An 18,979-nucleotide genomic window follows, 5' to 3' on the forward strand; every position below is an offset into this window, starting at 1 on the left:
AAGCCACGTACAATATCGGTCTGTGCCTAATGTCCGGCTCTTTTATGCAGCTTTTTATGCAGCTTCTGAATCCATGTTTACACCTTCACAACACGACGTACGTCGCTTTTTCTGCGAAACCTTCCGCAAGCAACGTGCGAATGAAATCCTCACTCCGCTGGAAGCTATCGCCCGTGACTGGATCATTCAGCACCCGGAATACGCGGATGCGTTGACAGACGTCGAAGCAGCACTGGCACAGGATTACACGGTGGAATCTGGCCAGGCCAATCCGTTCTTGCACCTGTCCATGCATTTATCGATCGCTGAACAGATTTCGATCGACCAGCCGCCCGGCATACGCGCCGCCTATACCGGACTGGCGCGCCGCCTGGATTCCGAGCACGAAGCACACCATCACATCATGGAATGCCTGGGAGAAATGATTTGGACTTCGCAGCGCAGTGGTTTGCCGCCTGACGGTGCAGCTTACATAGAATGCATCAAGCGCCGCTGATCTATTGCGCCAGACATAAAAAAGCCACGCTCAGCGTGGCTTTTTTATTGGATGATGAAACTTACCGTGGTGCTTACTTGCGCAGTACCAGATTGGTCGGCAGGCTGTGCAGATAAGCAGCGATGTTTTCGATATCCTGGCTCGACAACTGCTTGGCCAGTGGCTCCATGATTGGATTGCCGCGACCGTTCGATGCCTTGTTGCCGCGCTTGTACGACACCAGTGCGTGCTTCAGGTAATCCTTATGCTGGCCAGCCAAAATCGGATAGGCAGGATCGATAGGGGTTTTGAAATCCGCACCGTGACAGGATGCGCAATTGAATTTGGTGACGGCTGCCTTGCCCGCATCGATTTTGCTCTCAGCCGATGCATGCACCGAAACAACTGCCGACAGGGAAAGAACCGCCAATGAGATGATTTTTTTCATTTGTGGCTCCCCTTATTTCTGCTGCGAGTAGTACGCAGCAACGTCAGCGATGTCCTGATCCGACAAGCTCTCAGCGATGCCACGCATCGAAGGATGATTGCGATCACCCTTTTTATATGCATGCAGGGCTGCTGCTATGTATTTATCCGACTGTCCACCTATCATCGGAACTTGGTATACCTCAGGAAACGTCGCCTTGTATCCCGGGATGCCATGGCATCCGATACACATCGACACCTTGTTGGCACCCGCCTTAGCGTCACCAACGATTTCCGCTGCGGTAGTGATGTTAGCCACACCCGCGAGCGCGAGAAGCGCAAATAGTTTTTTCATGATAGCTATGGGTAAGTGAGACGAAACCTGCGGGTGGCGTGGCTGCGGACAGCTTTTTATATAGTGAAATTATTACTTCGCCACACCAAAACCGCTCGATTCTACCCCAAGACTATCGGAGCGTCCACGCTCAATTCCCGGAGCGTGGACAGTATCCGACAAAGCACTCCCTTACTCTTCGCGAGGCCGCGCCGGTGCTTGCTCTTCGTCTTCTTCGACGTCGTTTTCAAGCGCTGCGGCAGGGGCTGCCGCCTCCGGCTGGGTCGGCCAGAAGAAGATATATGGTGTCAGGGTGAAGCGTCGCAACATGGCACGGAAAACCAGGCGACGCACCCGTTTCGGCACGTCACGCGCACGCAATGCCAGTGTCAGAGCACAGCCAAATGCCACACCGACGTTGAGCAAACCGATGGCAACGATACCGACGCAAGCCAGCCAGAATTCCGGCGTCGCCATCACGTGCCAGCCCAGCGTAGTCACCGCCGCCGCCAGCGTCGCAGTCGACAGCGTTACGTGGCGTACATCCAGCGGCAATCCAAAGAAATGCGCGATCACTGGCACCATGCCGAGCAAGATAGCGAGCGACACGTTGGCGACGATACCGGAGATATTGTGCTCCAGCCATTCCGCCCAGCGTTGCGCCCGGTTCGCACCCAGTGCATGCACCAGGCGACGATGATGTGCGATGGACTCCTTCAGGCGACGCAAGGCAAACCAGTTATCGGCAAAGCCGGAAATCAGGCTGGCGATCCACAGCAGGATGCCGGTGAAGGCCGCAAACAAAGGTGTGACGCCGACGAAAGACAGCGAAGCTATGCTGGCATGTGCCTTCTCTGCGCTCATCACCGGTTTGCCGGTCAGGTACAGGAAGGCAAACGAGAGCGCGACGATAACAGGTGCAACCGCCATCAAGTTACCAAATACAGCAGCAGCTTGTGAACGCAGCAAGGCCGCAATCTTGGCCAGCAACTCGCGCAAGCCCTCTACCGTTTCCAGCTCGCCCATCTGCGCTGCCAGCGCCGGTGCCGTCACAGCCGGTTGCTTGGTCGCCAGCACGCCGCCAATCGCGGTGATGAGCAAAAAGCTCACTGCATAATTAATGGAAAGAAAGGCGCCTTCAAAGAATTGCGCCAGGCCGAGGCCGGTAATGCCGACTTTGGCCAGCGCGGTGAAGGCAGTGACAAAACCACCGAGCAAGGCGGCTTTCAACATCGCACGATATTCCTGGCGATCACTGGCGATGTAATGCTCGCCGTGGCTGGCATTGCGTTCAACCATCTTGCGCGCCAGCAGCGAGAAGCTGCGATTGACCAGTTCACGGATCGAGGAACGACGGTGGTGCGCCACGATCAGGTCGACCAGCACAGCCTGCACCTGACCCGAGCCCTCTTCCACGTGCGAGGTATTACGCAAATCCAGCAAGCGCGCGACACGCGTCAACTGTGCGCGCATGCGCTCAACGTTGTACACGAGGCCGACCGACACACCGTATTCATCCAGATGCGCGTAGATCTTATCGGTCTGCGCCTGGCACACTGCAATCAGCATGCGCACGCTGCGCAGTGCACCTTCATCGCGTTCACTGGTCACCAGATAGTTTTCCAGTTCACGGCGCAAAGCCATGAATGGCGTAGCCAGCAAAGGCATGCGCGGTTCCAGGCGCTGCCGGAAGGCCGGACTGATACCGATGGAGATCACCATCGTCACCAGATACAACATCGCTTCATCGATCTGCTTGCGATAACCGTGCGCAATGCCGTCATCTGCACCCAGCTTCCACAGGCGCGACAGGGTCTGGGAATCCAGTTCCAGCAACCAGTCGGCATCCGATTCATCCGGGAACATCGCGGTGAACAGGGTCGACAAATCATGCTGGTTCAGCGGCGGCGGCAGTATGTGCTTGACCACCCGCTCCGACAGTTCCGAGAAGAATGCCGATTCACGCGGCAAGCCGGTGGCAGAAAACAATTCGGGGCCGGTTGCTTCACGCAAAGTCTTGCGCAGGGTCGCTTGCACAATCTGGCGTACATCGCGATTTTCATCCAGCCAGTCCAGCATATAGCGTATGCGCAGGCTCTTGATACGGCTCCACTCGGCTTCGTCCAGCAAGGACACCTTGGGTTCGCGGCGTATCCAGTCGGCCAGGTCTATCATCCAGTTGGCACGCATTTGCCACGACGCATTCGGATCAGCGCGCCGCGCCAGTGCTTCGAACTGCTGCAGGTAGCGCGCATTGTCGGCGTGATGTTGCAAAGCGCCAGTACGGAATCTGCGCCACACTGCGAAGATTCTAAGGAAAGAGATTTTCATTATATTTATTGTAAGGAGAAGCTATGCTGAAGCGTAACAGCCATTATCGCCGCTGTGTATATAGCCAGCCTTCTCGCTTATACTCCGATTTCTTTTCATTTTAATGACACCGCCATGCGACAAGAAACACGCTTCGAAGGTTCCCTGAGCTACGTCACCACCGGCGACCTCAAGCTGGCCGTCAATGCCGCGCTGACCTTGCAACGTCCGCTCTTGATCAAGGGTGAGCCAGGTACCGGCAAAACCATGCTGGCAGAAGAAGTCGCTGCCGCCCTCGGCATGCCGCTACTGCAATGGCATATCAAATCCACCACAAAAGCCCAGCAAGGCCTGTATGAGTACGATGCGGTATCGCGCCTGCGTGATTCGCAGCTCGGCGATGAGCGCGTCAAGGTCATCGGCAATTACATCGTCAAAGGCGTACTGTGGCAGGCATTCGCCGCGGACCAACAAGTGGTACTGCTGATTGATGAAATCGACAAAGCAGATATCGAGTTTCCCAACGACTTGCTGCGCGAACTCGATCGCATGGAATTCTATGTGTACGAAACACGTGAAATGGTCAAAGCCAAGCACCGACCACTCGTCATTATTACATCGAATAACGAAAAGGAACTACCGGACGCCTTTTTGCGCCGCTGCTTCTTCCATTACATCAAGTTTCCGGACCGCGACACGATGGAGCAAATTGTCGCCGTGCATTTCCCCAACCTGAAGCGCGAACTGCTGGCCAAGGCACTCGAAGTGTTTTACCAGATACGCGAAGTCAGCGGCCTGAAGAAAAAACCGTCGACCTCCGAATTGCTGGACTGGCTCAAACTCTTGCTGGCGGAAGACATCCCGCCGGAAGCATTGCGCAGCCAGGACGATAAAACCATCGTGCCGCCGCTGCATGGTGCTTTGCTGAAGAATGAACAGGACATCAATCTGTTCGAGCGCCTGGTCTTCATGTCGCGCACCAATCGCTGAGGAATACGTTTGTGCTGATCGATTTTTTCTTCACGCTGAAAGACGCCAAAATTCCTGTATCCATCAAGGAATTCCTGGTGCTGCTCGAAGCATTGGAAAAAGACGTGATCAGCCTCTCCTTCGATGATTTTTATTATCTGGCGCGTCTGACGCTGGTGAAAGATGAATCGAATTTCGATAAATTCGATCGCGCCTTCGGTCTCTACTTCAAAGGCATCAGTACTGCCTTTGAAGAAAATGCTGCGATCCCGCTCGACTGGCTGCTGAAGAATGCTGCGCGCAAACTATCGCCGGAAGATCTGGCAGCACTGCAAAAATTCGGCTACGACAAATTGCAGGAACGCCTGCAGCAATTGCTGAAGGAACAGAAAGAACGCCACGAAGGCGGCAACAAGTGGATAGGCACCGGCGGCACCTCGCCATTCGGCAATAGCGGCACCAACCCGGAAGGCATACGCATAGGCGGCGAAAGTCGCAACCGCACTGCGGTCAAAGTCTGGGAGCAACGCACCTACCGCGATTACGATGCATCGCGCGAAATCGGCACACGCAATGTGAAGGTCGCCTTGCGTCGCCTGCGCAAATTTGCACGGCAAGGTGCGCACGATGAATTTTCACTGGACGATACCGTACGTGCCACCGCCAACAATGCCGGCTATCTCGATATCAAGATGCAGCCGGAGCGCAAAAACAATATCAAGGTATTGATGCTGCTGGATGTAGGCGGCTCCATGGATGATCACATCCAGCGCACCGAGGAATTATTCTCGGCGGCCCGGGCCGAGTTCAAGAATATGGAGTTTTACTACTTCCATAATTGCGTCTACGATCAGCTGTGGCGCAACAATCAACGCAAGCGCACCGAACGTTTCGCCACCTGGGATGTACTGCGCAAGTACACACCGGATACCAAAGTTATCTTCGTTGGTGACGCGACCATGAGCCCGTATGAAATATTGCAGGTTGGCGGCGCCGTCGATTATCACAATGAAGAAGCCGGAGCCGAATGGCTGCAGCGCTTTACCAAAGCCTTCCCCAACTACATCTGGCTCAATCCTGAACCGGAACACATCTGGGAATATCGCCAGTCCATCGCCATCATCCGTCGCCAGATGGACAACCGCATGTATCCGCTGACCCTTGAGGGTCTGGAACGCGGGATGCGCATGCTCAGCAAATGACGGTTGTCGCGCTTAGCGCGGCAAATGCATGAATTTCTTGAGCGCGCTGATGAAGTGATGTGCCGCTACCGGCTTGGTCAGATAACCATCTGAACCGGCCTGACGCGCCTGCTCGGCATCGTAGCCGCTGCTTTTACTGACCAGGAACATGACCGAGGTACGGTCAGCCGGACGTATCGCCTTCACTGTCTGGCACAGGCGATAAGGATTGATTTCCTGCATAGAAGTATTGATCACCACCACCGCCACGCGTTGACGTGCGCAAGCACCTTCCGCTTCAGCCTCACTGCTGGCCCACAAGACTTCGGTCTTGTTACGCAACAGCAGCTCGGCGATGTAATCACGGAAGGCGGGTGTTTTATCGATGACCAATACTGCGCCGCCATGCGGCAACTCGGTACGCATGCGCTGGTACTCGGCTGGATCAGTCAGGTCAATATCGACCCGGTCACGCCGCCTGCGTTCCGGCACCGCCACCACGTCGGATGCCTCGAGACGTGACAACGCATCGGCGCGCTTCTCTATTAACTTATCGAGCGCATCGAACAGGCGATGCCAGCGTATCGGCCGCTCCACGCTGGGATAAGGCAAAGGAATGCTGGTAGTCCCTACCAGCAAGGCCGGGCGCACGTCGCTGGGGCGCAAATCGGACAAAGCCACCAATGCCTTCAACTCCTCGGCATTGGCGATATATAAATCGGGATCTTGCAGATTGTCTTCCGACAGGCGGATATAGCCGTACCCCTTGCCTTGGTCCAGGGCAAAAGTGGCATCGAAAATCTCGACCTCCTGTGGTTTGAAACCGATCAGGCGGACCGCAAAAGGAATACTGTTAGCTGACATCTGCTTGTTGTTGAGGATGCGCTGCTGAGGCGCAGAGCCGGGTAATCCACTACCATGCAACACGCATGCATTGATAAAATCTGATGGCGCACCCATCTGGTCCGGATGCGTAGTACCGACAAGCACACGATTTCGTCGGCAATTTGTCAAAACAGATATATTTGAACGCTTTTACAAAAAAAACGCCACAATTGCCGTACGGAAATAACCATATTTAACAATTGGGCACAATCCAGTGTTGATGCCCGGCATCACGGAAATGGAAAGCGATGGGGATTGCCTTTTTTCATTAGAATGCAGACACTTCGCTATTTCATGCTGTTTTGCAATTAGCACCCTAATTCCAGCACCCTTACCAGTATTCGATTGAATGGCCACTAAAAAATCCTCTGCAGACTATAGCGAATCATCCATCCGTGTTCTCAAAGGCCTTGAACCGGTCAAGCAGCGTCCCGGCATGTACACACGTACCGAGAACCCGCTGCACATCATTCAGGAAGTCATAGACAATGCCTCCGATGAAGCACTGGGTGGTTATTGCAAGAACATCCTCGTCACACTGAATACTGACGGCAGCGTCAGCGTCGAAGACGACGGTCGCGGTATTCCGGTCGGCCTGCACCCGGAAGAAAAAGTCCCGACCGTGGAGATTGTCTTCACCCGTCTGCATGCCGGCGGCAAATTCGACAAGGGTTCGGGTGGTGCTTACGCCTTCTCCGGCGGTTTGCATGGTGTCGGTGTTTCGGTCACGAACGCACTCTCGACCCGCCTCGAAATTACCGTATGGCGCGAAAACGGCGTGCACAACCTGGTGTTTGCCGGTGGCGACGTGGTCGAACCACTGAAATCCCGCCCTATCGCCCGCGATGAAAAACGCAGCGGTACGCGCGTCACCGCCTGGCCGGATGCGAAATACTTCGACTCTTCCGTCATCCCACAAGCCGAGCTGCAACGCCTGTTGCGCTCCAAGGCGGTACTGCTGCCGGGCGTCAAAGTCACACTGGTCAATGCCAAGAACGGCGAAACGCAAACCTGGCAATACGACCAGGGTCTGCGCGGCTATCTCACCGAATCACTGGCACAGGCGTCCAACGCAGACACCCTGATCCCATTGTTTGAAGGTGAGCAATACGCCAGTGCCGACGCCGAAGGTTTTGCTGAAGGTGAAGGCGCAGCCTGGGTCGTGGCCTGGACCGAGGATGGGGCAGTAGTGCGCGAATCCTACGTCAACCTGATCCCGACCTCGAACGGCGGTACGCATGAATCCGGTTTGCGTGAAGGCTTGTTTGGCGCGGTGAAAAGCTTCGTTGAAATGCATTCGCTGCTGCCGAAAGGCGTGAAGCTGCTGCCGGAAGACGTGTTTGCACGTGTTTCCTTTGTGCTGTCGGCCAAAGTACTCGACCCACAGTTCCAGGGCCAGATCAAGGAACGCCTCAACTCGCGTGACGCAGTGCGACTGGTCGCATCATTCACCCGCCCCGCACTCGAACTGTGGCTCAACCAGCACGTCGATTACGGCAAGAAACTGGCCGAGCTGGTTATCAAGCAAGCGCAATCGCGCCTGCGCTCGGCACAAAAAGTCGAAAAGAAAAAATCATCGGGCGTCGCCGTCCTGCCGGGCAAGCTGACCGATTGCGAATCCAGCGACATCTCGCGCAATGAACTGTTCCTAGTCGAAGGTGACTCAGCAGGTGGTTCGGCCAAGATGGGCCGCGACAAGGAATTCCAGGCCATCCTGCCGCTGCGCGGCAAGGTACTCAACTCGTGGGAAACCGAACGTGACCGCCTGTACGCAAACAATGAAATCCACGATATCGCCGTCGCGATAGGCGTCGATCCGCACGGCCCTAACGATAACGTCGACCTCAGCAACCTGCGCTACGGTCGCATTTGCATCCTGTCCGATGCGGACGTCGATGGCTCGCACATCCAGGTCCTGCTGCTGACACTGTTCTTCAAACACTTCCCGCAACTCATCGATCGCGGTCATATCTGTATCGCTCGTCCACCGCTGTACCGTGTAGACGCACCTGCACGCGGCAAGAAGCCTGTGCAAAAAATCTATGCACTGGACAATGGCGAACTGGAAGCGATCGAAGACAAACTGCGCAAGGATGGCGTCAAGGACGGCGCGTGGAGCATTTCGCGCTTCAAGGGCCTGGGTGAAATGAATGCCGAACAGTTGTGGGAAACCACCATGAATCCGGACACCCGTCGCCTGTTGCCGGTTGCACTCGGCGAGTTCGACCTGAGTACCTCCGAATCGCGTTTCAATATGTTGATGGGCAAAGGCGAAGCTGCTGCACGCCGCACCTGGATAGAAGAGCACGGCAATGAAGCCGAAGCCGATATCTGATAGACGCCTGTACGCCCTCACCTACATCGAATAATTTTTCAGAACAACAATGACTGATCAAGCCAATCTCTTTGACCCAGCACCTGCCGATGACGAGGAAGCGCTGACACTGGCCACCTTCGCCGAACGCGCCTACCTGGATTACGCCATCTCCGTCGTCAAGGGTCGTGCCTTGCCGGACGTCTGCGACGGCCAGAAGCCGGTACAACGCCGCATCCTGTTTGCGATGAATGAACTGGGTCTGAACTCCGCTGCCAAACCGCGTAAATCGGCCGCAGTGGTCGGTGACGTACTCGGTAAATTGCATCCGCACGGCGACCAATCGGTCTACGACGCGCTGGTGCGTATGGCCCAGGACTTCTCGCTGCGCTATCCGCTGATCGACGGCCAGGGTAACTTCGGTTCGCGCGATGGCGACGGTGCCGCTGCGATGCGTTACACCGAAGCACGCCTGACACCGATCTCCAAGCTGCTGCTCGATGAAATCGACATGGGCACGGTGGACTTCCAGCCCAACTACGACGGCTCGACCGACGAACCCAAGCTGCTGCCTAGCCGCCTGCCCTTCGTCCTGCTGAATGGTGCTTCCGGTATTGCCGTCGGTATGGCGACCGAAATCCCGTCGCACAACCTGCATGAAGTTGCGAAAGCAGCGGTTGCACTGATACGCAATCCAAAACTGACGCACGAAGAATTGATGGCCATCGTACCGGGACCTGACTTCCCCGGCGGCGGTCAGATCATCACCTCACCAACCGCGATCAGCGACATTTACTCCAGCGGTCGCGGCAGCGTCAAAGTACGTGCGACCTGGAAAATAGAAGACATGGCGCGCGGCCAGTGGCAAGCAGTCGTGACCGAACTGCCGCACGGCACATCGGCACAAAAAGTACTGGAAGAAATCGAAGAGCTGACCAATCCAAAGATCAAGCTCGGCAAAAAATCGCTGTCGCCGGAACAACTGGCACTCAAGCAAACCGTGCTCTCGATGCTGGATGCGGTACGCGATGAATCCGGCCGTGATGCACCGGTGCGCCTGGTATTCGAGCCAAAATCGAAAAACCTCGACCAGACCGAATTCACCAACCTGTTGCTCGCGCACACCTCGCTGGAAACCAGCGTCTCCATCAATCTGGTGATGATAGGTGGCGATGGCCGTCCGCGTCAGAAATCGCTGGGCGATATCCTGCGTGAATGGATAGACTTCCGCTTCACCACGATCACCCGTCGTACCCAATTCCGCCTGCAAAAAGTTGACGACCGTATCCACATCCTCGAAGGCCGCGAAGCCATCCTGCTAAATATCGATAAAGTCATCAAGATCATCCGCGAATCGGACGAACCGAAACCGGCACTGATGGACGCGTTCCGCCTGTCGGAACGCCAGGCTGACGACATCCTGGAAATCCGCTTGCGCCAATTGGCACGACTGGAAACCATCAAGATCCAGCAAGAACTGGCCGAACTGCGCAACGAAAAAACTACCTTACAAGACCTGCTCGACAATCCATCGTCGATGAAACGCCTGGTCATCAAGGAAATCGAAGCCGACGAGAAACAGTTTGGTGACGCACGCCGCACCCTGATCGAAGTGGCAGAAAAAGCCTCGGTCGAAACCAAAGTCATCGATGAGCCTGTGACAGTCGTCATCTCGCAAAAAGGCTGGGTCCGTGCACGTACCGGCCACGGCCACGATGCAGCGCAATTCACCTTCAAGGCAGGTGATACGCTGTACGACACCTTCGAATGCCGCACCGTAGATTCGCTGCTGGTATTCGGCTCGAACGGCCGTATCTACTCGGTTCCGGTCTCCGCCCTGCCTGGTGCACGTGGCGATGGTGTACCTATCACCACGTTGGTTGAACTGGCGAGCGGCACCCGCATCCTGCACTACTTTGCAGGTCCGGCTGACGTCACACTGCTGATGGCATCAACCGCAGGTTACGGCTTCACCGCCAAATCCGGCGACATGGTCAGCCGCACACGCGGCGGCAAAGCCTTCATCACGCTGGACGATGGCGACGAACCATTGCCACCACGCCCAGTGATCGACGGTGCCAGCGCGATTGCCTGCCTGTCGGAAAAAGGACGCCTGCTGGTATTCGGCATTGATGAAATCAAATCACTCACCGCAGGTGGCCGCGGTGTGATCCTGATGGATCTGGAGCCGAAAGAAAAACTGCTGGCAGCACAACCGATCAGCCAGCGCGGCGTCATCGTCACTGGCGCAGGACGTGGCGGCAAGACACAGGAAGTAGACTTGTCTGCATCCGGCCTCGGCATCCACATCGGCAAACGTGCACGCAAAGGCAAGGCGCTGGAATCCAAAATCAAAGCGACCACGCTCAGCCCGAAAAAATAGGTAATGCATAGTCATGAGCAGTACGGAACCATCCCCATCAGTTTCATCTGCCCAGACTCCACCATCGAAGACGCGCCGCCGTCTTCGATGGGCTTTACTGGCCGCCCTGCTCATGGCCAGCTACGGTTGCTACCGCGCCTACATCAGCCCACCACCACCGCTCTACAAAAACAACTACCTGCAAGGTGAAATCGGCGGTTCCTTCCTGAAATGGCAATGGGAGCGCCTGACACAAGGCTTGCCCAAGCCACCTGCCAACGGCTATCACTTCCCCATCGTGAAAGCAGATGCGGGCTGGTTGCAAGCGAACAAAGAAGTCTCAACCGCCACCTGGATAGGCCACGCGACGGTGTTGGTACAAATGCGCGGCCTCAACATACTCACCGATCCGATCTGGTCGGAGCGCGCATCACCGTTCACCTTCATGGGCCCGAAACGCAAAGTGCCACCTGCACTCGACTATGCGCAATTGCCGCACATAGACGTCGTCCTCATCTCGCACAATCACTACGACCACCTGGACAAAGACACCGTACTCAAGCTGAACCAGCAAACAGGTGGCGCGCCACTCTTCCTGGTGCCGTTGGGTATCAAGCAATGGATGGCAGACATAGGCATCACCAACGTGCAGGAACTGGGCTGGTGGGACAAGACCGACCTGGGCGGTCTCGCCTTCAACTTCGTTCCGGTCCAGCACTGGTCGGCGCGTACACTGAACGACCGCTTCCAGACGCTGTGGGGTGGCTGGGCGGTCACGACCGCTGCTGATACGAAGCCAGCAAAGTCATTCTTCTTTGCCGGGGACACCGGCTTCTCCAAAGATTTTGAAGACATAGGCAAACGCTTTGCACCGTTCGACCTGGCGCTATTGCCTATAGGTGCTTACGCACCGCGCTGGTTCATGCGAGCACAACACGTTGATCCGGGCGAGGCAGTGAAAATTCATCAGAACGTGCATGCCAAACGTTCTATCGGCATACATTGGGGTACGTTTGAACTGACAGATGAAGCGCTGGATGAACCGCCTAAGGCTTTAGCTGAAGAGTTGAAGAAGGCGCATATACCGGCGGCGGATTTTGTGGCGCTGGAGCATGGGGAGATGGTGCGGTTTTGATGGGTGCGTCAGGTTGTATATTCAATGCGCCACCAGTACAAAAAGCGCGGCTTAAAATTAATGTCTACATAGAATTAAAATCAGCTAGCCTATTAGCAGCTATGTTAACCGTTTTAAATTTCTACCGCCGGGACGCAACACATGGCTGATGATGTATTTCCTTATCTCTTTTTGATATGCATGGTGTTATCAGGAACATCAATCATTACAAGACAGATAATCCGAGAAAAACTATTTCGTCTGGTTTTAAAAAAGAGAAATTTTACAATTGACTCCTCCTGGTATTCGATAACGAGCCACGGTATCGGGACGTCTTTTCGGATGCAGTATGTATGGGGGGAAATTTCGAAGAAGATGTTAAAAGACACGGATTTGAGGAGTCTTATTCTTATCGGTCGATTGGCTTCTGTTGGTCTTTATCTCGGGATAACAGGTTTATTACTCACCTTGTTATGGTCTTTTTGGAGTTGAATCTCGCTTGGCTATATCTGCTACCTGTGCGGGTCTAATGTCTACGACTTCAGGTTTTCCTTTCTATTACCAATTTCCTTCCGAGTAACAATAAAACAATAATCTACGTGACACATCGAAATTAATAATATGAGCGAAAACAAAAATATTGAATCAGACTGTTTATCTCTCCGCATGAGGGCTGCTGTATCTCTCGCTTGGTCGCTGCTCGCGCGCAAAATTGGCGGAAAAATCATAGCCATCAATAAAGAAGCATCAATGCAGCTACAGTTCAGCTACCTATTGCAACAGCTTTTACCTCTTATTGTTTTCCACAAATCAGAAAGCTTCACACTGGAACTTGAAAGTGGTGTGAAAATTGGAAAGGCTAATTGCGAAATTGATGTGTTATTCACAGGCACCTCCGAATTGCAAACTCATAAAATTGCCATAGAGATGAAGTGTTATAGAACATTAGCGTCGTCTGGGGGCAAGCGGGGAGCAACAGACATCTTTATGAAAGATGTATACGAAGACTTGGCAATTTTGGAGCGCTATGTTGACGTGGGTCATGCGCACGAAGGCATCGCTTTAGTCATGAACGATATGGGTAGAATGGTTCATCCCGTTCAAAAAAAGGCAAAATGCTGGGCCTATGACATTTCACACGGCACGACATTCGGCCCAATTAAACTCTCAACCCCAATTGGTGGCAAAGACGTCAACATTGAACTTAAAAACAAATACACCTTAGACTGGACGCGACATGGCGACTTCTGGTTCCTTGAAGTACAAGGACAGCTTTGCGGTAATGACGAAGTAAATAACGAAAGAGAAGCCGTGATTTAAACAATGGCGTCCTGTGCTGAAAGCAGCTCTAAAGACTTTTCCTTCATAACGAGCACTACTGATCTTACATTCAATATCAACATAGAACTCTGTGCCTCAAGGGTATTTTCTAGAAAGTAGTGAGTCAAGCAAGAAAACCACTAACATCAAACCAAAACGATCCTATCCTTACCCAAGCTTTTAGCGTCATACAACGCACGATCTGCCCGTTTGAGGGTGTCTTCATACGATCGGTCCGTCGTCAGCATGGTCGTCACACCGATACTCGCTGTGACGGAAGTACCTTCCACTGAAAACTGCCTTAGCTCTTCCCTGATACGCTCATGCAAACGCTGCGCAAACTGCATGGCCTGTTCATGTCCGGTATTCGGCAGCGCAACGACAAACTCATCACCACCGAAGCGGCATGCAGTATCTGCTTTGCGTATCGTCGTACGACAAATATTCGCCACTGCCTGAATGATTTCATCCCCGGCGTGATGCCCTTTGGTGTCGTTGATTTTCTTGAGGTTGTCCAGATCAAACATAAAGATGGACGTCGGTATTGAATACCGCAGCCATGACTCGTAGTGCAGCGTCAGGTCATGCTCGAGTTTTCTGCGGTTGAAAAGACCCGTGAGCTGATCGGTGTCGCTAAGCTCCCTCAGCTTGCCTTCCAAATTATGACGCTCGGAGATGTTACTCGCGACCCAAAGCACTACCTCTTCGTCATCGACCAAAAAACTCAGGGCCTGGATGCGCCCTTCAAACCAGATCGGATCCTTGGGACCGTCATCGTCCAGGCCTTTTACGTCTCTGTTGCTCAGTTCGTATTCTTCGACCACCAGCTTCCGTGATTCCAGTGCCCTGGCAATCTGTTCGAGAAACCAGTTTGCTTTCTCAGGCTTGATCACGTCTGAAATATACAGTCCGATAAGACCGGTACCATCGTGGTAGTAGCGCGTATCACGGCCACCGAAGACCGCGACGTATTTTCCACTGCGGGAAAGTATGAAGGCTGGATCTGGCAAAGCTTCCAGAATTAGGTCCATCTGTTCAAGATTGATCATGCAGCGCTTCTTCCGAGCAAAAGTGGATAGTTCAGCCCATCGTCGCAATGAGGACTGGAGATGCAATTATGCCATTCCCTTTGAGCAAGTATCCTGCCGACGGAGCGCAAATATTCAGACATGAAAAAATCGGATATTGTTGTTGACCCTGCCCTTGGGGACAGCTACATGCTGGTCTTTTGATGAAAACGGGATAAGCAATGAAACCTGCGGTTAACAACTTGAACGCTTCCGAAGCAGCGAATAGATTAGGCGTTTCCACCAAAGCCTTAAGACTTTACGAACAAAAAGGTCTGCTTAATCCAGCGCGCACGAGTGCCGGTTACCGTGTCTATAGTGCCGAAGACATGGCTCGTGCTGCAAAAGTTGTGGCTTTGCGCGACCTCGGCCTGAGCCTGGCGCAAGTCTCCCGGGTATTGGATGGTGAATCTCAAAGTCTGCATCGTGCACTGGTCACGCATGAAGCCTCCCTCAACAACGAGAAGCATCAGTTAATGCAACGGATAGAGAAAGTTCGCAATCTGCATGCCCGCCTAACGGACGGTCACCTACCTGACAGCCACGACCTCAATACCGTGCTCAGTCCTTACCCGGAATTGCATCTATCGTTCGCGCTGCCCTGGCCCTGGGGTAGTGAGTGGTTTGAAATTCGTGATATCCGCCCCTTGAACTATCTCATCGGCCCACTGGGTAGTGGTAAAACCGTGCTTGCCCGTTGCATCGCCGACGCAGTTCCCGGCGGAGTGTTCGCAGATCTGGAGCGGGGAAGAAATTTTGAAAAAGACAATGCCCATGCATCGCGATCAGCAGATGCCGAGTTACAGGAACGGGTAAAACAAGCCATCGCCTGGCTCACCGAAGAAGGGGCTACACCGTCGACAGCCCTGACCGCATTGCTGCACGCTCTCGAAAACGATGCAGCTAGCATTTTGGTTGTTGATTTGGTGGAGGACAATCTGGATGCATCTACTCAGACAGCATTGGCAAGCTATCTGCGCAAGCGCGCTGCCCTGCACCGACGTCCGCTGTTTCTGACGACGCGCTCGTCAGCCATCCTCGACCTGGATCTGGTCAGACATGAGGCAACGATTTACTCGTGTCCGGCTAATCATAGTCCTCCGTTCCAGGTTCTTCCCTATCCGGGAGCCATGGGCTATGAGTCTATCGTTTCCTGCCTGGCCAGCCCTGATGTGCGCGCACGTACGCAAGGTATGATTGCAAGCATGCCCGACAACTTGCTTAATAATAAGTAAGCGGATGAAACCGGCAGAAGGCAAATTCTGCTCACGCTTTTAATATCTGCTAGCGCTGACGCGTAGCAAACGAGGACATTTCTATGAAAGGCAAACAATACTCAGGCGGCTGCCTCTGCGGCCATATCCGTTTTACAGCGCATGGTGTGGCTGCTAATCCGCACAGCTGCTCTTGCGACAACTGCCAGAGACATTCTGGCGCGCCCAGTTTATGCTGGGTCGAGTTTCCCAAAGACGTCGTAGAGTGGACAGGTACCGGCGGCATGCCCGCACTGTATCGTTCGTCGGATTACTCGAGTCGTTCCTTTTGTCCACGTTGTGGCAGCACGCTAGGTGCGGTCGATGATGCACCCATGGTCGCTTTGGTGACTGGAAGTTTTGACGACAGTGATTTATCTGAACTGCGACCGGTATCGCATTCATATGTGGATGCATGCCCGGCCTGGTGGGAGATAACTAAGGCTGTCTGAAACGAGAAATTTTTCTCATTCAGAAATGCTAACGGCCGCAAATGCGGCCGTTAGCATAGGTGGGATGCAAACAACAGCGCTAGTTAAACAACCACACCGCACCCAGCAAGATCGCAAGCCCGATGGCCAGCTTGCCAGCGAAGACGGTGCGTTGCGGTGCATATGTCAACAACAGGACCAATAACAAAGCGCCTGCTGTCATGGTACCGAGGCAGAGTACCGAACCTACCGTCCAGCCTTGCAGCTTGACGCTGATCGCATACGTAGCCAGCAAGGCTAGTGTGCCCAGCATGCGATACAGATTGCGCTCGCTCTGTTGCGGTTCTTTGCCACGACCATGGATGTCGGCGTAATGCCTGTCCATACCCAGGCTGAGTGCAGTCCAGCCACCATATGCCAACGCCAGTGCTGCTATGAATCCGAATCCGCTCATACTGCCTCCTGCAGCGAGCTATCAGTCTCGCTTCTGTTTTTCTCTACCGGCTTTTCGACCGCTTTGGCCTTGGCCACTGCTTTCTTCTGCCCCAGACGCCTGGCCGCGTAGATCAGGCATAAGCCAAAGCCGAGCGCAAACAAATCAAAACCAGCAACCGCCCACGGACCTTTACCTTGTAGCAGGGTCACGCCCAGATGTGAGTTGGTGGTGAATACATTCAGCACCGGAATCAGTGCAAACAACAAGCCACCTGCCGTCAGCTGCCATTGCCACATGCGGCGATTCGGGCGTATGTGCGCCAGGACGGCGGCGGTACCCCATGCAATAAAGAACCAGGCGATTTCAGTTTCTATACGCTTTTCCATTCCAACCGCCAGCAAGCGATTGGCCCAGAAGTACGCTGCCATTGCAATCGGCAAACCGGCAATCGCGCCTATGTTCAGGCCATCGACCAAACGCAGGCCAAAACCGATGCGTCCACCCTTGGCCAGTTCCTTGGCATAACCTTGTCGCTTCTTGACGGCCCACAGCAAGGCACCGGTCGCGACCATCGCGCAGCCTGCCAGGCCGCACAGGAAAAATAAGGTACGCAGCAAAGGATTCGCGAAGTTCGCGATATGCAAACCATAGAGCACGCCGCGTGCTTCAACCGCAGTACTTGTTTCATCACCGATAGAGGAAATGTAAGCACCGCTCACACCATCAAACTGCATGGACTGACGTGTACTCGACAGCTTGTGCTCCTTCTCACGCGTGATCTGGATGGTGGCATTCGCATCGCCCGGATTGTTGATGGTCACACGTCCTACCGGACCACCGTTCCATTGTTTCTCTGCTTGCAGCAACATAGGCGCCAGTGGTGCCAGCGGTGCTGCAATCTTTGCAGGCTTCTTGTTCTCGGCCTGGCGGAAAGCTTCTGCGTTAAAGGCTTTTTCATCGCCTTTGTACGCGGACTGTATGCCGAACGGCATGTACAAGAACATCAGCGTGACCAGACCCGTATAAGTAATCATCAGGTGATACGGCAGCGCCAGTACTGCTACGGCATTGTGCGCATCCAGCCACGAACGCTGACCTTTCTTCGGGCGGAAGGTGAAGAAGTCTTTGAAAATACGCTTGTGCGTAATCACCCCGCTGACGATCGCAACCAGCATGAACATTGCGCAGAAACCAACTATCCAGCGCGCCCAGATCGCTGGCATGTAATGCAAATCGTAGTGCAGACGATAGATGAATTCACCACCGCGTGTTTCGCGCACTTCAGCCAGGCGCTCACCCGTCGCAGGATTCAATTGCGCCCGCTCGAGTTTGCCCCTACCCTTTTTACCTGGTTCAGGTTGCGCGATCCACGTTACGCCCAAAGCCTGGTTGCGATCGTCCGGCAAAGTAATAAACCAGCGTGATGCACCGGCACCTTCTTTTTCCAGCATGCGTATGGCGTTGTCTACTGCTTGCACGGCAGGCACCGGCGTCGCTGCCGCTACGTGCAGCTCCGGTTTCATCCACAGGCTGATCTCATCGCGGAAATACGAAGCCGTTCCGGCGAAAAACACCAGGAACAATACCCAGCAAACCAGCAAACCTGACCAGGTGTGCAGCCATGCCATCGACTGGCGGAATCCTTCTTTCATGCGAAACTCCGTTGCGCCAGCAAACCCAATCCCAGGATAGCGGCTGGTAACACGATGCCTATCCAGGCGCGGAATGCACTACGTGCAGCAAACACCCACAGCACTGCACAGGTATAGACGGTAAAAGATAACAAGGTAGCCGTCAGCACGGCATCGATCCGCACCATAGGCAGGATGACCGCCAGCAAGGCGGTGGCGAGCGCCGTCACGCCATAGCCGCCAAGGATGGCGGCTATGGCACGTGATGCAACTCCTAAGCGGTAGTGCAATTCCTGGTTCAGTTTCATCTGCTTGAAATCACTTGAGTTGAATGCGCGACCGAGCTGGCGCGACTTCCTTGATGCCTGTCTGCTTGTCGCGGGCGACCGTATTGGTGGAAGCAACAATCGCGGCATCTTATGGATGCCCGCCGAAACGCGCTTATTTTAATCGATAATGATTATCATTAAC

Annotated in this window: 17 protein-coding genes; 9 read left to right on the forward strand and 8 right to left on the reverse strand. The window is 54.2% G+C overall.

Going from position 1 to position 18,979, the window contains the following annotated elements; all coding sequences use genetic code 11:
* The first annotated feature begins 73 nt into the window (after positions 1-73).
* Positions 74-496, forward strand: a complete 423-nt coding sequence (locus IXC47_RS00590) for a DUF1841 family protein (RefSeq protein ID WP_124573400.1) — start codon at positions 74-76, stop codon at positions 494-496.
* Between the two features lie 73 nt (positions 497-569).
* Here IXC47_RS00590 and IXC47_RS00595 read toward each other — a convergent pair whose 3' ends face one another.
* The 3 genes from IXC47_RS00595 to IXC47_RS00605 form a co-directional block, all read right to left on the reverse strand.
* Positions 570-923 (reverse strand): c-type cytochrome, encoded by a 354-nt coding sequence (locus tag IXC47_RS00595; RefSeq protein ID WP_195874397.1) that lies wholly within the window; start codon positions 921-923, stop codon positions 570-572.
* A gap of 12 nt (positions 924-935) precedes the next feature.
* Positions 936-1,256, reverse strand: coding sequence for a c-type cytochrome (locus IXC47_RS00600; RefSeq protein ID WP_175625159.1), 321 nt, complete (start codon positions 1,254-1,256; stop codon positions 936-938).
* A 171-nt stretch (positions 1,257-1,427) separates the two neighbouring features.
* Positions 1,428-3,566 carry a site-specific recombinase gene (locus tag IXC47_RS00605; RefSeq protein WP_195874398.1) on the reverse strand — a complete coding sequence of 713 codons (2,139 nt, stop codon included), beginning with the start codon at positions 3,564-3,566 and terminating at the stop codon, positions 1,428-1,430.
* Between the two features lie 114 nt (positions 3,567-3,680).
* Here IXC47_RS00605 and IXC47_RS00610 point away from each other — a divergent pair, with 114 nt between their 5' ends.
* Together IXC47_RS00610 and IXC47_RS00615 are read left to right on the forward strand one after the other, a co-directional pair.
* Entirely contained in the window at positions 3,681-4,535 is an 855-nt protein-coding gene (locus IXC47_RS00610) for an AAA family ATPase (protein ID WP_195874399.1), read from the forward strand.
* 11 nt (positions 4,536-4,546) lie between these two features.
* The gene (locus tag IXC47_RS00615) at positions 4,547-5,716 is read left to right on the forward strand and encodes a vWA domain-containing protein (protein ID WP_175625157.1); all 1,170 of its coding nucleotides are present in this window, start codon (positions 4,547-4,549) and stop codon (positions 5,714-5,716) included.
* Positions 5,717-5,728: 12 nt separating this feature from the next.
* Here the strand turns inward: IXC47_RS00615 and IXC47_RS00620 are convergent, their stop codons facing one another.
* On the reverse strand, positions 5,729-6,685 hold the full coding sequence (locus IXC47_RS00620; RefSeq protein ID WP_254873133.1) for a response regulator: 957 nt from the start codon (positions 6,683-6,685) through the stop codon (positions 5,729-5,731).
* Positions 6,686-6,929: 244 nt separating this feature from the next.
* Here IXC47_RS00620 and IXC47_RS00625 point away from each other — a divergent pair, with 244 nt between their 5' ends.
* The 4 genes from IXC47_RS00625 (at position 6,930) to IXC47_RS00640 (ending at position 13,690) form a co-directional block, all read left to right on the forward strand.
* A complete protein-coding gene (locus IXC47_RS00625; protein ID WP_175625156.1) occupies positions 6,930-8,915 on the forward strand; it encodes a DNA topoisomerase IV subunit B in 1,986 nt (661 codons plus the stop codon).
* Positions 8,916-8,964: 49 nt separating this feature from the next.
* A complete protein-coding gene (gene parC, locus IXC47_RS00630) occupies positions 8,965-11,277 on the forward strand; it encodes a DNA topoisomerase IV subunit A (protein WP_195874400.1) in 2,313 nt (770 codons plus the stop codon).
* 13 nt (positions 11,278-11,290) lie between these two features.
* The gene (locus tag IXC47_RS00635) at positions 11,291-12,391 is read left to right on the forward strand and encodes an MBL fold metallo-hydrolase (RefSeq protein ID WP_195874401.1); all 1,101 of its coding nucleotides are present in this window, start codon (positions 11,291-11,293) and stop codon (positions 12,389-12,391) included.
* A gap of 600 nt (positions 12,392-12,991) precedes the next feature.
* Positions 12,992-13,690 (forward strand): hypothetical protein, encoded by a 699-nt coding sequence (locus IXC47_RS00640; protein WP_195874402.1) that lies wholly within the window; start codon positions 12,992-12,994, stop codon positions 13,688-13,690.
* 146 nt (positions 13,691-13,836) lie between these two features.
* On the opposite strand, the gene IXC47_RS00645 is transcribed toward IXC47_RS00640, so the two are convergent.
* On the reverse strand, positions 13,837-14,739 hold the full coding sequence (locus tag IXC47_RS00645; RefSeq protein WP_195874403.1) for a GGDEF domain-containing protein: 903 nt from the start codon (positions 14,737-14,739) through the stop codon (positions 13,837-13,839).
* Between the two features lie 200 nt (positions 14,740-14,939).
* Between IXC47_RS00645 and IXC47_RS00650 the strand changes: the two genes are divergently transcribed.
* On the forward strand, positions 14,940-15,992 hold the full coding sequence (locus tag IXC47_RS00650; protein ID WP_195874404.1) for a MerR family transcriptional regulator: 1,053 nt from the start codon (positions 14,940-14,942) through the stop codon (positions 15,990-15,992).
* Positions 15,993-16,075: 83 nt separating this feature from the next.
* Positions 16,076-16,462 carry a GFA family protein gene (locus tag IXC47_RS00655; RefSeq protein WP_195874405.1) on the forward strand — a complete coding sequence of 129 codons (387 nt, stop codon included), beginning with the start codon at positions 16,076-16,078 and terminating at the stop codon, positions 16,460-16,462.
* A gap of 79 nt (positions 16,463-16,541) precedes the next feature.
* Here the strand turns inward: IXC47_RS00655 and IXC47_RS00660 are convergent, their stop codons facing one another.
* From IXC47_RS00660 to IXC47_RS00670, 3 genes are read right to left on the reverse strand one after another with little or no spacing between them, the layout of a single operon-like run.
* Complete coding sequence (locus tag IXC47_RS00660) at positions 16,542-16,895, reverse strand: DUF3325 domain-containing protein (protein ID WP_195874406.1); 354 nt, start codon at positions 16,893-16,895, stop codon at positions 16,542-16,544.
* The gene (locus tag IXC47_RS00665) at positions 16,892-18,529 is read right to left on the reverse strand and encodes a PepSY-associated TM helix domain-containing protein (RefSeq protein ID WP_195874407.1); all 1,638 of its coding nucleotides are present in this window, start codon (positions 18,527-18,529) and stop codon (positions 16,892-16,894) included. The genes IXC47_RS00660 and IXC47_RS00665 overlap by 4 nt, the downstream gene beginning before the upstream one ends.
* Positions 18,526-18,816 carry a DUF3649 domain-containing protein gene (locus IXC47_RS00670; protein WP_195874408.1) on the reverse strand — a complete coding sequence of 97 codons (291 nt, stop codon included), beginning with the start codon at positions 18,814-18,816 and terminating at the stop codon, positions 18,526-18,528. Before IXC47_RS00670 ends, IXC47_RS00665 begins: the two co-directional genes overlap by 4 nt.
* Between the last annotated feature and the right edge of the window lie 163 nt (positions 18,817-18,979).

It is taken from the genome of Herminiimonas contaminans (genome assembly GCF_015645465.1).
Taxonomy (GTDB): domain Bacteria; phylum Pseudomonadota; class Gammaproteobacteria; order Burkholderiales; family Burkholderiaceae_D; genus Oxalicibacterium; species Oxalicibacterium contaminans.

Coding starts and splice junctions, on each gene's coding strand:
- IXC47_RS00670 (WP_195874408.1), bottom strand. CDS start 18,816: ATGAAACTGAACCAGGAATTGCACTACCGCTTAGGAGTTGCATCACGT.
- IXC47_RS00590 (WP_124573400.1), top strand. CDS start 74: ATGTTTACACCTTCACAACACGACGTACGTCGCTTTTTCTGCGAAACC.
- IXC47_RS00610 (WP_195874399.1), top strand. CDS start 3,681: ATGCGACAAGAAACACGCTTCGAAGGTTCCCTGAGCTACGTCACCACC.
- IXC47_RS00655 (WP_195874405.1), top strand. CDS start 16,076: ATGAAAGGCAAACAATACTCAGGCGGCTGCCTCTGCGGCCATATCCGT.
- IXC47_RS00595 (WP_195874397.1), bottom strand. CDS start 923: ATGAAAAAAATCATCTCATTGGCGGTTCTTTCCCTGTCGGCAGTTGTT.
- IXC47_RS00635 (WP_195874401.1), top strand. CDS start 11,291: ATGAGCAGTACGGAACCATCCCCATCAGTTTCATCTGCCCAGACTCCA.
- IXC47_RS00600 (WP_175625159.1), bottom strand. CDS start 1,256: ATGAAAAAACTATTTGCGCTTCTCGCGCTCGCGGGTGTGGCTAACATC.
- parC (WP_195874400.1), top strand. CDS start 8,965: ATGACTGATCAAGCCAATCTCTTTGACCCAGCACCTGCCGATGACGAG.
- IXC47_RS00650 (WP_195874404.1), top strand. CDS start 14,940: ATGAAACCTGCGGTTAACAACTTGAACGCTTCCGAAGCAGCGAATAGA.
- IXC47_RS00605 (WP_195874398.1), bottom strand. CDS start 3,566: ATGAAAATCTCTTTCCTTAGAATCTTCGCAGTGTGGCGCAGATTCCGT.
- IXC47_RS00665 (WP_195874407.1), bottom strand. CDS start 18,529: ATGAAAGAAGGATTCCGCCAGTCGATGGCATGGCTGCACACCTGGTCA.
- IXC47_RS00645 (WP_195874403.1), bottom strand. CDS start 14,739: ATGATCAATCTTGAACAGATGGACCTAATTCTGGAAGCTTTGCCAGAT.
- IXC47_RS00640 (WP_195874402.1), top strand. CDS start 12,992: ATGAGCGAAAACAAAAATATTGAATCAGACTGTTTATCTCTCCGCATG.
- IXC47_RS00625 (WP_175625156.1), top strand. CDS start 6,930: ATGGCCACTAAAAAATCCTCTGCAGACTATAGCGAATCATCCATCCGT.
- IXC47_RS00660 (WP_195874406.1), bottom strand. CDS start 16,895: ATGAGCGGATTCGGATTCATAGCAGCACTGGCGTTGGCATATGGTGGC.